At 56.6% G+C, this 14,429-nt stretch carries 13 protein-coding genes; 8 read left to right on the forward strand and 5 right to left on the reverse strand.

The features are described from left to right. Positions 1-7 precede the first annotated feature (7 nt). Positions 8-1,231 (forward strand): phosphopentomutase, encoded by a 1,224-nt coding sequence (gene deoB / locus JGF26_RS14675; protein WP_028016598.1) that lies wholly within the window; start codon positions 8-10, stop codon positions 1,229-1,231. Positions 1,232-1,319: 88 nt separating this feature from the next. Next, on the forward strand, positions 1,320-2,042 hold the full coding sequence (gene deoD, locus JGF26_RS14680) for a purine-nucleoside phosphorylase (protein ID WP_028016599.1): 723 nt from the start codon (positions 1,320-1,322) through the stop codon (positions 2,040-2,042). Between the two features lie 49 nt (positions 2,043-2,091). Here the strand turns inward: deoD and lplA are convergent, their stop codons facing one another. Beyond that, positions 2,092-3,108: a lipoate--protein ligase LplA gene (lplA, locus tag JGF26_RS14685; RefSeq protein ID WP_049005218.1), complete on the reverse strand. Its 1,017-nt coding sequence runs from the start codon at positions 3,106-3,108 to the stop codon at positions 2,092-2,094. 39 nt (positions 3,109-3,147) lie between these two features. Then, positions 3,148-3,792 (reverse strand): YtjB family periplasmic protein, encoded by a 645-nt coding sequence (locus tag JGF26_RS14690; RefSeq protein WP_028016601.1) that lies wholly within the window; start codon positions 3,790-3,792, stop codon positions 3,148-3,150. A 117-nt stretch (positions 3,793-3,909) separates the two neighbouring features. On the opposite strand from JGF26_RS14690, the gene serB reads away from it, so the two are divergent. The 3 genes from serB to nadR are packed head-to-tail and all read left to right on the forward strand — an operon-like array spanning position 3,910 to position 7,543. Further along, positions 3,910-4,878 carry a phosphoserine phosphatase gene (gene serB / locus JGF26_RS14695; protein ID WP_028016602.1) on the forward strand — a complete coding sequence of 323 codons (969 nt, stop codon included), beginning with the start codon at positions 3,910-3,912 and terminating at the stop codon, positions 4,876-4,878. Between the two features lie 11 nt (positions 4,879-4,889). Continuing rightward, positions 4,890-6,275, forward strand: a complete 1,386-nt coding sequence (gene radA / locus JGF26_RS14700) for a DNA repair protein RadA (protein ID WP_014068810.1) — start codon at positions 4,890-4,892, stop codon at positions 6,273-6,275. Positions 6,276-6,310: 35 nt separating this feature from the next. Beyond that, the gene (gene nadR / locus JGF26_RS14705; protein ID WP_028016603.1) at positions 6,311-7,543 is read left to right on the forward strand and encodes a multifunctional transcriptional regulator/nicotinamide-nucleotide adenylyltransferase/ribosylnicotinamide kinase NadR; all 1,233 of its coding nucleotides are present in this window, start codon (positions 6,311-6,313) and stop codon (positions 7,541-7,543) included. 54 nt (positions 7,544-7,597) lie between these two features. On the opposite strand, the gene JGF26_RS14710 is transcribed toward nadR, so the two are convergent. Then, positions 7,598-8,599, reverse strand: a complete 1,002-nt coding sequence (locus JGF26_RS14710; protein ID WP_134708267.1) for a zinc-binding alcohol dehydrogenase family protein — start codon at positions 8,597-8,599, stop codon at positions 7,598-7,600. A gap of 108 nt (positions 8,600-8,707) precedes the next feature. Between JGF26_RS14710 and JGF26_RS14715 the strand changes: the two genes are divergently transcribed. Next, positions 8,708-9,607 (forward strand): LysR family transcriptional regulator, encoded by a 900-nt coding sequence (locus JGF26_RS14715; RefSeq protein WP_108089536.1) that lies wholly within the window; start codon positions 8,708-8,710, stop codon positions 9,605-9,607. Between the two features lie 92 nt (positions 9,608-9,699). Here the strand turns inward: JGF26_RS14715 and ettA are convergent, their stop codons facing one another. Beyond that, positions 9,700-11,367 (reverse strand): energy-dependent translational throttle protein EttA, encoded by a 1,668-nt coding sequence (ettA, locus tag JGF26_RS14720; protein WP_028016606.1) that lies wholly within the window; start codon positions 11,365-11,367, stop codon positions 9,700-9,702. A 226-nt stretch (positions 11,368-11,593) separates the two neighbouring features. Between ettA and sltY the strand changes: the two genes are divergently transcribed. Both sltY and trpR read left to right on the forward strand, forming a co-directional pair. Further along, positions 11,594-13,531, forward strand: a complete 1,938-nt coding sequence (gene sltY, locus JGF26_RS14725; RefSeq protein WP_028016607.1) for a murein transglycosylase — start codon at positions 11,594-11,596, stop codon at positions 13,529-13,531. 55 nt (positions 13,532-13,586) lie between these two features. Then, entirely contained in the window at positions 13,587-13,916 is a 330-nt protein-coding gene (trpR, locus tag JGF26_RS14730) for a trp operon repressor (protein WP_028016608.1), read from the forward strand. On the opposite strand, the gene yjjX is transcribed toward trpR, so the two are convergent. Further along, positions 13,907-14,422, reverse strand: a complete 516-nt coding sequence (gene yjjX / locus JGF26_RS14735) for an inosine/xanthosine triphosphatase (protein WP_128348219.1) — start codon at positions 14,420-14,422, stop codon at positions 13,907-13,909. The genes trpR and yjjX overlap by 10 nt on opposite strands. Positions 14,423-14,429: the final 7 nt, after the last annotated feature.

Here is a 14,429-nt window from a genome sequence, read left to right on the forward strand (position 1 = left end):
AACAATTATGAAACGTGCATTTATTATGGTGCTGGACTCATTCGGCATCGGCGCAACCGAAGATGCAGAACGTTTTGGTGACGTGGGTTCCGATACCATGGGTCACATCGCGGAAGCCTGTGCCAAAGGCGAAGCGGATAAAGGTCGTAAAGGCCCTCTGACTCTACCCAACCTGACCCGCCTGGGTCTGGTGAAAGCGCATGAAGGTTCTACCGGTAAAATTGCAGCAGGTATGGACGGCAACGCGGAAGTGGTGGGTGCCTACGCATGGGCTCACGAGCTTTCTTCCGGTAAAGACACCCCGTCTGGACACTGGGAAATCGCCGGTGTGCCGGTTCTGTTCGACTGGGGCTACTTCTCCGATCATCAGAACAGCTTCCCGCAGGAACTGCTGGACAAGCTGGTTAAGCGCGCAAACCTGCCGGGCTACCTCGGTAACTGCCACTCTTCCGGTACCGTGATCCTGGATGAGCTCGGTGAAGAGCACATGAAAACCGGCAAACCGATTTTCTATACCTCTGCTGACTCCGTGTTCCAGATTGCCTGCCACGAAGAAACCTACGGCCTGGATAAACTTTACGAGCTGTGCGAAATCGCCCGTGAAGAGCTGACCGAAGGCGGATACAACATTGGTCGCGTTATCGCACGTCCGTTTATCGGCGACAAAGCGGGTAACTTCCAGCGTACCGGTAACCGTCACGATCTGGCCGTTGAGCCACCGGCACCAACCGTGCTGCAGAAGCTGGTTGAAGAGAAAGACGGTCACGTGGTGTCCGTGGGTAAAATTGCGGATATCTACGCCAACTGCGGCATCACCAAGAAAGTGAAAGCCACCGGTCTGGACGCGCTGTTTGATGCCACCATCAAAGAGATGAAAGAGGCGGGTGACAAGACCATTGTTTTCACCAACTTCGTCGACTTCGACTCTTCCTGGGGCCACCGTCGTGATGTTGCCGGTTATGCAGCGGGCCTGGAGTTGTTCGACCGCCGCCTGCCGGAGCTGATGGAGCTGGTGGGTGAAGATGACATTCTGATCCTGACTGCGGACCACGGCTGTGACCCAACCTGGACCGGTACCGATCACACCCGTGAGCACATTCCTGTGCTGGTGTACGGCCCGAAAGTGAAACCAGGCTCCCTTGGTCACCGTGAAAGCTTCGCGGATATCGGCCAGACCCTGGCGAAATACTTTGGTACGTCCGACATGGAATATGGCAAGGCCATGTTCTGAATCATGTTGGGTGCGGTCTGATGCCCTCACCCAACCCTCTCCCACAGGGAGAGGGTGAAAAGAATAAACAATTTAAAAGGAACTGAAGATGGCAACTCCTCACATTAACGCAGAAATGGGTGATTTCGCTGACGTCGTATTGATGCCGGGTGACCCGCTGCGCGCGAAGCACATTGCAGAAACTTTCCTCGAAGACGTGCGTGAAGTGAACAACGTTCGCGGCATGCTGGGCTTCACCGGAACTTACAAAGGCCGCAAAATCTCCGTTATGGGCCACGGTATGGGTATCCCATCCTGCTCCATCTACACCAAAGAGCTGATCACCGATTTCGGCGTGAAGAAAATCATCCGTGTGGGTTCCTGCGGCGCTGTGCGCATGGACGTTCAACTGCGTGATGTGGTCATTGGTATGGGTGCCTGCACCGATTCCAAAGTCAACCGCATGCGTTTCAAAGATCATGACTTTGCTGCGATTGCAGACTTTGGCATGGTGCGTAACGCCGTTGACGCAGCAAAAGCGCTGGGCGTTGACGCTCGCGTAGGTAACCTCTTCTCTGCTGACCTGTTCTATGCGCCAGACGGCGGCGAGATGTTCGACGTGATGGAAAAATACGGCATCCTGGGCGTGGAAATGGAAGCTGCGGGCATCTACGGTGTGGCGGCTGAGTTTGGTGCGAAAGCGCTGACCATCTGCACCGTGTCTGACCACATCCGTACCCACGAGCAGACCACCGCTGCCGAGCGTCAGACCACCTTCAACGACATGATCAAAATCGCGCTGGAATCCGTTCTGCTGGGCGATAAAGAGTAATTCTGTCTCTTCCCTCCCTCTCCCGTTGGGAGAGGGTACCGGACCGCACCTAGCGCACGGCCTGTGCAATCCACGCTGACAGCTCCCGCAGCTCATTTTCCTGCTCCGGGAAATCCTCGATTAACACCTCGCATTCCTGTTGCAGCATATCCGCCCGATACAAACAGCCCTGTAAACGTGCCGCAAGTGCTTCCAGCGGTGCCGGATTCAGGCTATCGGTAAACACCTGCGTGCGGGTGATATGGCCTTTCTCCACGTCAAAATGCAGCTCCACGCCGCCCCAGGTAAAACGCTCATCCAGCAGGTGAGAAAATGCAGGAGCCTGACCGAAGTTCCACTCCCAGCTGCTCTGACGGGCAAACGTCTCGGCAAAGTTGGGCAGGTCCGGGGTTTTGTCAGGGGAGATCACTTCTGCTTCTACGCGCTCGCCGTAATGTTCAAAGAAAGCGTCACGGATCGCATCGCAAATCTGCTCGTGAGTAATCCCCGGCAGCAGTTCCACCAGATTTGCCACGCGGCCGCGAACGGAGGTAATCCCTTTGGCCTGCAGCTTTTTCTTATCGGGATTCAGATAGTTCGCCAGACGGCTGAGATCGGCGTTCAGAAGAAGGGTACCGTGGTGGAACCCGCGATCCATCGTTTCGCGGTAAGCCGAACCCGAGACTTTCCGGTCGCCTTCAGCGGTTTTCACCACCAGGTCGTTACGCCCGGAGGCCTCTGCCGTCACGCCGAGCGCATTGAGGGCGTTCAGGACGATGGATGTTGAGATGGTTTTGTCGTACTCCGGTTTGCCCGCCATAAAGGTAAAGCAGGTATTGCCCAGATCGTGAAACACCGCGCCGCCGCCGCTGCTTCTGCGCGCCAGGCGGACGTTGTCCTCTTCCATACGCCGCGTATTGCACTCTTTCCACGGGTTTTGCGCACGACCGATGACCACCGTATCCGCGTTGCGCCAGAGAAATAGTACACGTTGGGTGGCGGGCATCTGGCGGAAGATGCACTCTTCTACCGCGAGATTAAACCAGGGATCGTAAGAGTCAGAGATAAGCAGGCGTAACGTCGTCATGGCAGAGTTCCTTTTCCGGGTCGTCCGCCTACTTTATCATTAATCTTTCTTCTCGCTCTCTTCCTCTTCGGGGATAGACTTGCTTGCGGTCAGCAGGAACGGCGACTGTTGCCAGCGGGTGCGTTTGCCCTGAAGCAGCGTGCGCGCCAGCACGACGCCAATTGCCAGAGAGAGCAGCAGCATCAGGCGGAGAATATTGGTGGTGTTATCCACCTGTTTAGCTTCGGTTGGCAGGGTGTGAGTGTCGAGCGTCATACGTAGATACCCCAGTGGGCCATTTTTACCCTGGACAGGTTCGACAATCTGCTGGTTGAAATAGCCTCCGGCTTTTTTGCCGTCCAGCGCCAGCCTGTCGCGCACGTCGACATGTTCGCCGGCGCGGGCAATCAGGTCACCTTGCTCGTCATAAACGCCCGCATCCAGAATACGACTGTTTTCAGTGAGTTGACGTAAGACCTGACCGATTCGTTTATCGTCCGGCGTCTCGGTACGCATATAGGGTGCGACGTTGAGTGTCACCTGACGCGCCAGCGTGCGGGCCAGCTCTTCAAACTGTGGGTTACGTTGCCGTTGATGATTCTGGCTAAACCACGACGCCCCCTGCATCAGCACCACGAGGAGTGCGAGACAGAAAAGGACAATCACGGCGCGATGAAGCCGGAATTTCAGTTTTGCGCGAGCCATATTCCACCTGCTGAAAATTTAGGGCTTAATGTTGCCAGAAGTGATGGTTACAAGGTAGCCTCATGCGTTATTTTCCCTCTGGAACCTTCCGGCGCGAACGAAATTACAGGAGCTTTAATGCCGAACATTACCTGGTGTGACCTGCCAACGGATGTCTCTTTATGGCCAGGATTGCCGCTCTCTCTTAGTGGCGATGAGGTGATGCCTCTGGATTACCACGCTGGCCGTAGCGGCTGGCTGCTGTACGGACGCGGCCTGGATAAGCAACGCCTTACCCAATATCAAACCAAACTGGGTGCCGCGATGGTCATTGTCGCCGCCTGGTGTGTCGAGGATTATCAGGTCATTCGTCTGGCAGGCTCCCTGACGCAACGTGCGACACGCCTGGCGCATGACGCCGGGCTGGACGTTGCCCCGCTGGGTAAAATTCCTCACCTGAAAACGCCGGGCCTGCTGGTGATGGATATGGACTCTACCGCCATTCAGATCGAGTGTATTGACGAGATTGCGAAACTGGCAGGCAGCGGCGATCTGGTGGCAGAAGTCACCGAGCGTGCGATGCGCGGAGAACTGGACTTCACCGCCAGCCTGAGACAGCGCGTGGCGACCCTGAAAGGGGCCGATGCCAACATTCTGCGTCAGGTACGCGACGTGCTGCCGCTGATGCCAGGGCTGACGCAGCTGGTACTGAAGCTGCAGTCGTTAGGCTGGAAAGTCGCGATCGCCTCCGGTGGCTTCACCTTCTTCGCGGATTATTTGCGGGAAAAACTGCATCTGACCACCGTTGTGGCCAACGAGCTGGAGATCATGGATGGCAAGCTGACCGGCCAGGTGATCGGCGATATCGTGGATGCTCAGTACAAAGCCAACACCCTGACCCGTCTGGCGGAAAAATATGAAATTCCGCACGTCCAGACTGTCGCCATCGGCGATGGCGCGAACGACCTGCCGATGATCAAAGCAGCCGGGCTTGGCATTGCCTATCATGCTAAGCCGAAAGTGAACGAAAAGACGGAAGTGACTATCCGTCATGCTGACCTGATGGGAGTGTTCTGCATTCTCTCTGGCAGCCTTAATCAGAAATAACGAGGTAAACCGTGGCGAAAGCTCCAAAACGCGCATTTGTCTGTAATGAATGTGGTGCGGATTATCCGCGCTGGCAGGGGCAATGCAGCGCCTGTCATGCCTGGAACACCATCACCGAAGTGCGTGGTGTGGCGGCTTCGCCGAGCGTGGCGCGCAACGAGCGCCTGAGCGGTTACGCCGGTAACGCGGGCGTGGCGAAGGTGCAAAAGCTCTCGGATATCAGCCTCGAAGAGCTGCCGCGCTTCTCCACCGGGTTCAAAGAGTTTGACCGCGTGCTCGGCGGCGGCGTGGTGCCGGGCAGCGCCATCCTGATCGGCGGTAACCCGGGCGCGGGTAAGTCGACCCTGCTGCTGCAAACGCTCTGTAAGCTCGCCGAGCAGATGAAAACCCTGTACGTCACGGGGGAAGAGTCCCTGCAGCAGGTAGCAATGCGCGCGCACCGCCTTGGCCTGCCAACCGGCAATCTGAATATGCTTTCGGAAACCAGCATCGAGCAGATCTGCATGATTGCCGAAGAAGAGCAGCCGAAGCTGATGGTGATCGACTCCATCCAGGTGATGCACATGGCGGACATTCAGTCTTCGCCTGGCAGCGTTGCGCAGGTGCGTGAAACTGCGGCCTACCTGACGCGCTTTGCCAAAACGCGCGGCGTGGCGATTGTGATGGTCGGCCACGTCACCAAAGACGGCTCGCTGGCGGGGCCGAAGGTGCTCGAACACTGTATCGACTGCTCCGTGATGCTCGACGGCGACGCAGATTCCCGCTTCCGCACCCTGCGCAGCCATAAAAACCGCTTCGGGGCGGTGAACGAACTGGGCGTATTTGCCATGACCGAGCAGGGGCTACGCGAAGTTAGCAACCCGTCGGCCATCTTCCTGAGTCGCGGAGATGAAATCACCTCCGGCAGCTCGGTGATGGTGCTGTGGGAAGGGACGCGCCCGCTGCTCGTTGAAATTCAGGCGCTGGTGGACGTGTCGATGATGGGCAACCCACGGCGCGTGGCGGTCGGTCTGGAACAGAACCGCCTGGCGATCCTGCTGGCGGTGCTGCACCGTCACGGCGGGCTGCAGATGGCGGATCAGGACGTCTTCGTTAACGTGGTCGGCGGCGTTAAAGTCACTGAGACCAGTGCAGACCTCGCATTGCTGCTGGCGATGGTCTCCAGCCTGCGAGACAGGCCGCTGCCGCAGGATCTGGTGGTATTTGGTGAGGTCGGTCTGGCTGGAGAGATCCGTCCGGTGCCAAGCGGCCAGGAGCGTATCTCCGAGGCGGCAAAACACGGCTTCCGCCGGGCGATTGTCCCCGCCGCTAACGTGCCGAAAAAAATCCCGGAAGGGATGCAGGTTTTTGGCGTTAAGAAACTCGCAGATGCGTTAAATGTCTTTGACGACTTATAATTACGTATTCGATTTTGCAGGAGGCACCGTAATTTATGTCATCATTTGACTACATTAAGACCGCAATCCGCCAGAAGGGCTGCACGTTACAGCAGGTGGCGGACGCCAGCGGAATGACCAAAGGCTACCTTAGCCAACTGCTGAACGCCAAAATCAAAAGTCCCAGCGCGCAAAAGCTGGAGGCGTTACATCGCTTTCTGGGGCTGGAATTCCCGCGTATGCAAAAGAATATCGGCGTGGTATTCGGCAAATTTTACCCGCTGCATACCGGGCACATCTATCTGATTCAGCGCGCCTGTAGCCAGGTAGATGAGCTGCACATCATCATGGGGTATGACGAAACCCGCGATCGCCAGCTGTTTGAAGACAGCGCCATGTCGCAGCAGCCGACCGTGCCGGACCGTCTGCGCTGGCTACTTCAGACCTTCAAATATCAGAAAAATATCCGCATCCATGCCTTTAATGAAGAGGGCATGGAGCCGTATCCGCACGGCTGGGACGTGTGGAGCAACGGCGTTAAAGCGTTCATGGAAGAGAAGGGAATCACCCCGAACTGGATCTACACCTCTGAAGAGTCAGACGCGCCGCAGTTCCGCGAGCATCTGGGTATTGAAACGGTGCTGATTGATCCGAAACGGACGTTTATGAACATCAGCGGGGCGCAAATCCGCGAAAACCCGTTCCGCTACTGGGATTACATCCCAACTGAAGTGAAACCGTTCTTTGTCCGCACCGTCGCCATTCTGGGCGGTGAGTCGAGCGGGAAATCAACGCTGGTTAACAAACTGGCGAATATCTTCAACACCACCAGCGCGTGGGAATATGGCCGCGATTATGTCTTCTCGCACCTCGGCGGCGACGAGATGGCGCTGCAGTATTCCGACTACGACAAAATCGCGCTCGGTCATGCCCAGTACATTGATTTCGCGGTGAAATACGCGAATAAAGTGGCATTCATTGATACTGATTTCGTCACCACTCAGGCGTTTTGTAAAAAATATGAAGGGCGTGAGCACCCGTTCGTGCAGGCGCTGATTGATGAATACCGCTTTGACCTGGTGATCCTGCTGGAAAACAACACCCCGTGGGTGGCTGACGGGATGCGCAGCCTCGGCAGCTCCGTGGACAGGCGGGAATTCCAGACCATGCTGGTGGATATGCTCAATGAGAACAACGTTGAGTTTGTGCATGTTGAAGAGTCAGATTACGACTCCCGTTTCCTGCGCTGCGTCGAGCTGGTGAAGGAGATGATGGGGGAGCAGGGGTAAGCGTTAACCGCCCTCTCCCTTTGGGAGAGGGCCAGGGTGAGGGAATCAGACCACTCAGAACTCAACCACCACTTTCCCGCGCATATGCCCGTCCAGCACTTTACGGTGCGCCTCGGTAATGCTTTCCACGCTCAGCCCGTGCAATGTTTCACTCAGCGAACTCTCTACCACACCGTTATCTACCAGTTTCGCCACCTCATTGAGGATCTCCCCCTGACGTGCCATATCGGCAGTCTGGTACATGCTGCGGGTGTACATAAATTCCCAGTGCAGGGCGGCAGATTTTGATTTCAGCTTATCCTGATTCAGCGGATGCGCGTTCTCAACGATGGAGCAGATATGCCCCTGTGGTGCAATCAGCTCACTGACCGCATCCCAGTGGCCATCGGTGTCGTTGAGAATGAAAATGTAATCCACAAAGGTGATCCCCTGTTTTGCCAGTTCACCTTTCAGGTCGCGATAGTTCACCACCACATCAGCACCGCGATCGCGGCACCACTGGGCGGAATCCTCTCTTGACGCCGTCGCGATGATCTTCACCTTGCTGTTGTGCTTCGCAAACGGGATCGCCAGCGATCCTACGCCACCTGCACCGCCGATAATCAACAGCGTTTTATCCGCGTCGGCATTCTGAATGTTCAGCCGCTCGAATAATCCTTCCCAGGCTGTCAGGGCGGTTAGTGGCAATGCGGCTGCGGCGGCCCAACCGAGGTTGGCTGGTTTGTGCCCGACGATACGCGCATCGATCAACTGGTGGGTAGTGTTGCTGCCAGGGCGGGTGATATCCCCTGCATACCACACCGCATCGCCCGGTTTAAATCCGCTAACGCCAGCGCCAACGGATTTAACGATACCGCTGGCATCCCAGCCGAGAATACGCGGCTCCTGCAGACCGTTTCTGGCAATACTGGCATGCACTTTGGTATCGACCGGGTTGATGGAAACGGCCTTCACCTCGACCAGCAGGTCGTGCTCGCCGGGTTGCGGCATCGGTTGAGCAATCTCAATAAAGGCTGAAGGGTTCGATGGGTTAACGGCAATGGCTTTAACGGACATGGTGTGCTCCTCAATGGAATGCGTTTTGTTGAGGCTAGTCTATTAAGTGGTCAGCTGCATGATAAGATGGACAATCGAGAACTCAGCGTTCGTACAGGGTGAACAATCATGTTTAAACAGCTGCAGGATATGGCGCTGTTTGCGCTGGTGGCAGAGATGGGAAGTTTTACCGCTGCGGCGCAGAAGGCCGAGCTGCCGAAATCCAGCGTCAGCCAGCGCATTAGCCAGCTTGAGCAGCAGGTGGGGATCCGTCTGCTTAACCGTACCACGCGCAGGCTGAACCTGACGTTTGCGGGCGAGCACTATCTGGTGCACTGCCGTGAGATGCTGGCAGCCAGCGAGCGTGCGGAGTACGCCATTCAGCGGCTGCGCGAAAACCCGAGTGGGCGGCTAAGGATCACCTGCCCGGCAGGGATTGGCGCGACGCTGCTGGCGCATATGAACGCCGAGTTCCAGTTGAGCTTTCCTGACGTGTCGCTGGATGTGTCGATCTCTGACGACGTGGTGGATCTGGTCGAGGCTGGATTTGACGTGGCGCTGCGTACCGGTAAGCCACAGGACTCCTCCCTGATTGGCCGGATGATCGGGCACTGTCCGCGCTTTATGCTGGCCTCGCCCGAATATCTCGCGCGTCGGGAGCCGCTGACGCATCCCCGCCAGCTGGTGGAGCACCGCTGTATTACCCACAAAGCCTGGTCTGAATGGCTGCTGCGAAGCGAGAGTGAGGATTACCGCTATCTGCCGGATAACGCCCATATGACGGATAACCTGGTGTACGCGCGTGAGTGCGCGATTGCTGGCGCCGGCATTACGCTGCTGCCTGCTTTTCTGCTGGAAGATAAGGTGGAGAAGGGCGCGTTGGTAAAAGTGCTGCCTGAGTGGAATGTCGAGGGGAATGACCTGTGGCTGGCCTATCCGAGCCGCAAGCTGAATTCGCCTGCGCTGATGAGCTATATCGAGTTTGCGATGCAGTTCGATGAGGTGAAGCGGTATTACGTGGGCGGGTGATTTTGTGCGGCCTGATGCCCTCACCCTGTCCCTCTCCCACGGGGAGAGGGAACAAACATAAAAAAACGGCAACCGAGGTCGCCGTTTTGCTTTTATTTCGCAATACGCTTGTACTTAATACGCTTCGGCTCCAGCGCGTCTGCGCCCAGCGTGCGTTTCTTGTACTCTTCGTATTCGGTGAAGTTACCTTCGAAGAACTCCACCTTACCTTCGTCCTGGTAGTCCAGGATGTGGGTCGCGATACGGTCCAGGAACCAGCGGTCGTGCGAGATCACCATCGCGCAGCCCGGGAACTCCAGCAGGGCGTTTTCCAGCGCGCGCAGGGTTTCGATGTCCAGGTCGTTGGTTGGTTCATCGAGCAGCAGAACGTTACCGCCCACCTGCAGCAGTTTCGCCAGGTGCAGACGACCGCGCTCACCACCGGACAGCTCGCCTACGCGTTTGCCCTGGTCGGTGCCTTTGAAGTTAAAGCGGCCAACATAGGCGCGGCTTGGCATCTCGGTGTTGCCGATACGCATGATATCCAGACCGCCGGACACTTCTTCCCACACGGTTTTGCTGTTATCCATCGCGTCACGGAACTGGTCAACGGACGCCAGCTTCACGGTTTCACCCAGGGTGATAGAGCCGCTGTCAGGTTGTTCCTGACCGGACATCATGCGGAACAGGGTGGATTTACCCGCGCCGTTCGGACCGATGATCCCGACAATCGCGCCCTTCGGCACAGAGAAGCTCAGATCGTCGATCAGCAGGCGATCGCCGTAAGACTTACGCAGATTGCTGACTTCAACCACTTTATCCCCCAGACGTGCTCCAGGTGGAATAAACAGTTCGTTGGTTTCGTTACGTTTCTGGTATTCGGTATTGTTCAGCTCTTCGAAGCGTGCCAGACGGGCTTTGCCCTTAGACTGACGGCCTTTCGCGCCCTGACGAACCCACTCCAGCTCTTTCTCAATAGACTTGCGACGCGCCGCTTCCTGAGAGGCTTCCTGCGCCAGGCGCTGATCTTTCTGCTCCAGCCAGGAGGAGTAGTTACCTTCCCATGGAATACCTTCACCACGGTCCAGCTCCAGGATCCAGCCTGCAACGTTGTCGAGGAAGTAACGGTCGTGGGTAATCGCCACAACGGTGCCTTCGAAGTCGTGCAGGAAGCGCTCCAGCCACGCCACGGATTCTGCATCCAGGTGGTTGGTTGGTTCGTCGAGCAGCAGCATGTCTGGTTTTTCCAGCAGCAGGCGGCACAGCGCTACACGGCGGCGTTCACCACCGGACAGATTTGCGATTTTTGCATCCCAGTCCGGCAGACGCAGGGCGTCAGCGGCGCGCTCCAGCTGCACGTTCAGGTTGTGACCATCGTGCGCCTGGATAATTTCTTCAAACTTGCCTTGCTGAGCAGCCAGTTTATCGAAGTCAGCATCCGGTTCAGCGTATTTGGCATACACTTCATCCAGACCTTTCAGGGCGTTAACCACTTCGGACACCGCTTCTTCAACGGATTCGCGGACGGTGTGTTCCGGGTTCAACTGAGGTTCCTGCGGCAGGTAACCAATCTTGATGCCAGGCTGCGGACGGGCTTCACCTTCGATGTCTGTATCGATGCCGGCCATGATGCGCAGCAGGGTGGACTTACCGGCACCGTTGAGACCCAGAACACCGATTTTTGCGCCCGGGAAGAAGCTCAGCGAGATATTTTTAAGAATATGACGTTTCGGCGGGACAACTTTGCCGACACGATGCATGGTATAAACGAATTGAGCCACGTTGGACTTCGCCTCTTTTATCGTAATGAGAAGGAATTTCAGCCTCGAAGTGTAGCCTTTTTCACGACCTAATCCCAGCCAGGAACGTCGGGAGTGTTAAAACGCGCAAGAAAGGTAAAAAAGTGTCCATGACGTGGCGCGTTGCAGGATGCCTGGTTAGCATAAGTTGATTAGACTTTGACGTGGCAAGACGCTGCAATTGACGAAAAACAAAGAGGAAGAGCTTGTGGAAAAAGCCAAACAGGTGGTCTGGCGTCTGCTCGCTGCCAGCGTATGCGTAATGGCGGTAAGCCAGGCGGTGCATGCCGATTCACTGGATGAACAACGTAATCGCTACGCCCAGATCAAACAGGCGTGGGACAACAAGCAGATGGATACCGTGCAGGCGCTGATGCCGACACTGAAGGATTACCCTCTGTATCCGTATCTGGAGTATCGCCAGCTAACTGACGATCTCATGAATCAACCGACCGTCGCGGTGAATAATTTCATTCAGGCTAACCCAACCCTGCCTCCCGCGCGGACGCTACAGTCTCGTTTTGTGAATGAACTGGCTCGTCGTGAAGACTGGCGCGGGCTGTTAGCTTTCAGCCCTGAAAAGCCGACCACCACGGAAGCGCAGTGTAACTATTACTACGCAAAATGGGCCACGGGGCAGCAGGAAGAGGCGTGGAACGGTGCCAAAGATCTGTGGTTGACCGGTAAAAATCAGCCCAATGCCTGCGACTCTCTCTTTGGTGCCTGGCGCGCCTCTGGCAAGCAAGATCCACTGGCGTATCTGGAGCGTATTCGCCTGGCGATGAAAGCCGGAAACACGCGTCTGGTCACCGCGCTGGCGGGGCAGATGCCATCGGATTATCAAACCATTTCCACTGCGGTGATTGGGCTGGCCAACGATCCTAACTCTGTGCTGACCTTTGCCCGCAGCACAGGCGCGACCGATTTTACCCGCCAGATGGCAGCGGTAGCCTTTGCCAGCGTGGCGCGTGACGATGTGGAAAACGCGCGGCTGATGATCCCGCAGCTGGTGCAGGCGCAGCAACTTAACGAAGAGCAAACCCAGGAGTTGCGCGATATTGTGGCGTGGCGACTGATGGGCACGGATGTGACTGACGAACAGGCGCGCTGGCGAGACGATGCCATTATGCGTTCGAACTCCATGTCGCTGGTGGAACGTCGCGTGCGAATGGCGCTGGGCTCAGGCGATCGTCGTGGGCTCAATACCTGGCTTGCGCGCCTGCCGATGGAAGCGAAAGAGAAAGACGAATGGCGCTACTGGCAGGCCGATCTGCTGATGGAGCGAGGACGTGATGAGGAAGCGAAAGAGATCCTCCATACGCTGATGCAGCAGCGCGGATTCTACCCGATGGCGGCCGCGCAACGCCTGGGAGAAGAGTACACCTTCCGCATTGATAAAGCGCCAGCCAATGCGAACCCTGCATTGACGCAGGGGCCTGAAATGGCGCGCGTTCGCGAGCTAATGTACTGGAATATGGATAACACCGCGCGCAGCGAGTGGGCGAATCTGGTCACCAGCCGTAGTACTGACGAGAAAGCTCAGCTTGCCCGCTATGCGTTTGATAACCACTGGTGGGATCTGAGCGTGCAGGCCACGATCGCCGGTAAGCTGTGGGATCATCTCGAAGAGCGTTTCCCGCTGGCTTACAAAGATCTGTTCGATCGCTATACCAGCGGTAAAGATATCCCGCAAAGCTATGCGATGGCGATTGCCCGTCAGGAGAGTGCCTGGAACCCGAAAGTTCGTTCTCCGGTGGGTGCCAGCGGTCTGATGCAGATCATGCCGGGCACGGCAACGCACACGGTGAAGATGTTTAATATCCCGGGGTACAGCAGCCCGTCACAGCTTCTCGATCCGGATACCAACATCAATATCGGTACCAGCTACCTGCAGTATGTTTATCAGCAGTTCGGTAACAACCGTATCTTCTCGTCTGCGGCGTATAACGCGGGCCCTGGTCGCGTGCGCACCTGGCTTGGCAACAGCGCCGGACGTATCGATGCCGTGGCGTTTGTCGAGAGTATTCCGTTTTCGGAAACGCGTGGCTACGTGAAGAACGTGCTGGCGTATGACGCATACTATCGCTACTTCATGGGGCAGAAAGATACCCTGATGAGCGATGCCGAGTGGCAGAGACGTTACTGATCGGCGCGGGTTGTGTTATGCTGTACTCGCTAAAGAGTACAAGAGGCAGCATAACATGACCCAGCATTCCCCGTATTCCTCGGCAATGGCCGAACAACGTCATCAGGAGTGGCTTCGTTTTGTGGAGTTGCTCCGCCAGTCTTACGCTCAGGATTTGCATTTGCCCCTTATGCAGCTGATGCTCACGCCAGATGAGCGTGAAGCGCTGGGCACGCGCGTGCGGATTATTGAAGAGCTGTTGCGCGGCGAAATGAGCCAGCGTGAACTCAAAAATGAGCTCGGTGCGGGTATCGCAACGATTACCCGCGGATCGAACAGCCTGAAATCGGCACCGGTTGAGCTGCGTCAGTGGCTTGAGTCTGTGCTGTTGGGCGATCAGCGATAAATCGCGTTATGGAACGGGCTTAAGGCCAGGATCACCGCCTGGTGGTAAACGCCTGAACGCGTCAGTGCGCCTGCAGTAAAGACGCCAATAGCCCCTTCTTTACGGCCAATCTCATCAATGCCGGTGTACTGTGACATCACCGGCCCCAGCGCGTCACCCGCACGGACTTTTTCCAGAATGATCTCTGGCAGAGGGAGGGTAGCCGAGCGCGCTTCACCACGTTGCTCGCGGCTTTCGATCACCACCCAGCTAAAGGTTGCGCCTTCGTCGATACCCGCTTCAATCGCCACCCAGAAGTCAGCCTCAGGCACCGCAACTTTGGCATTTGCCACGCGATTTCGTGCGCCAGCCCGCGTTTCCTCGCTGCCAAACGGCTGTTCAGGAACACCACTCTCGACGCCGATGGCATCAATATGGCAGGATCCTTCGCCGAAGATCTCTTCAAATGCCCTTAGAATTGCCTGAATTTTGGCAGGATTAGTGGTAGCAGAGACAACATGGTGCATAATTAAG

The sequence above is a fragment of the Enterobacter sp. E1 genome (assembly GCF_016809815.1).
GTDB classification, from domain to species: Bacteria; Pseudomonadota; Gammaproteobacteria; order Enterobacterales; family Enterobacteriaceae; genus Enterobacter; species Enterobacter adelaidei.

Excerpts from the sequence above, each read along its gene's own strand:
- deoB (WP_028016598.1), top strand. The coding sequence starts at position 8 with ATGAAACGTGCATTTATTATGGTGCTGGACTCATTCGGCATCGGCGCA.
- deoD (WP_028016599.1), top strand. The coding sequence starts at position 1,320 with ATGGCAACTCCTCACATTAACGCAGAAATGGGTGATTTCGCTGACGTC.
- lplA (WP_049005218.1), bottom strand. The coding sequence starts at position 3,108 with ATGACGACGTTACGCCTGCTTATCTCTGACTCTTACGATCCCTGGTTT.
- JGF26_RS14690 (WP_028016601.1), bottom strand. The coding sequence starts at position 3,792 with ATGGCTCGCGCAAAACTGAAATTCCGGCTTCATCGCGCCGTGATTGTC.
- serB (WP_028016602.1), top strand. The coding sequence starts at position 3,910 with ATGCCGAACATTACCTGGTGTGACCTGCCAACGGATGTCTCTTTATGG.
- nadR (WP_028016603.1), top strand. The coding sequence starts at position 6,311 with ATGTCATCATTTGACTACATTAAGACCGCAATCCGCCAGAAGGGCTGC.
- JGF26_RS14710 (WP_134708267.1), bottom strand. The coding sequence starts at position 8,599 with ATGTCCGTTAAAGCCATTGCCGTTAACCCATCGAACCCTTCAGCCTTT.
- JGF26_RS14715 (WP_108089536.1), top strand. The coding sequence starts at position 8,708 with ATGTTTAAACAGCTGCAGGATATGGCGCTGTTTGCGCTGGTGGCAGAG.
- trpR (WP_028016608.1), top strand. The coding sequence starts at position 13,587 with ATGACCCAGCATTCCCCGTATTCCTCGGCAATGGCCGAACAACGTCAT.
- yjjX (WP_128348219.1), bottom strand. The coding sequence starts at position 14,422 with ATGCACCATGTTGTCTCTGCTACCACTAATCCTGCCAAAATTCAGGCA.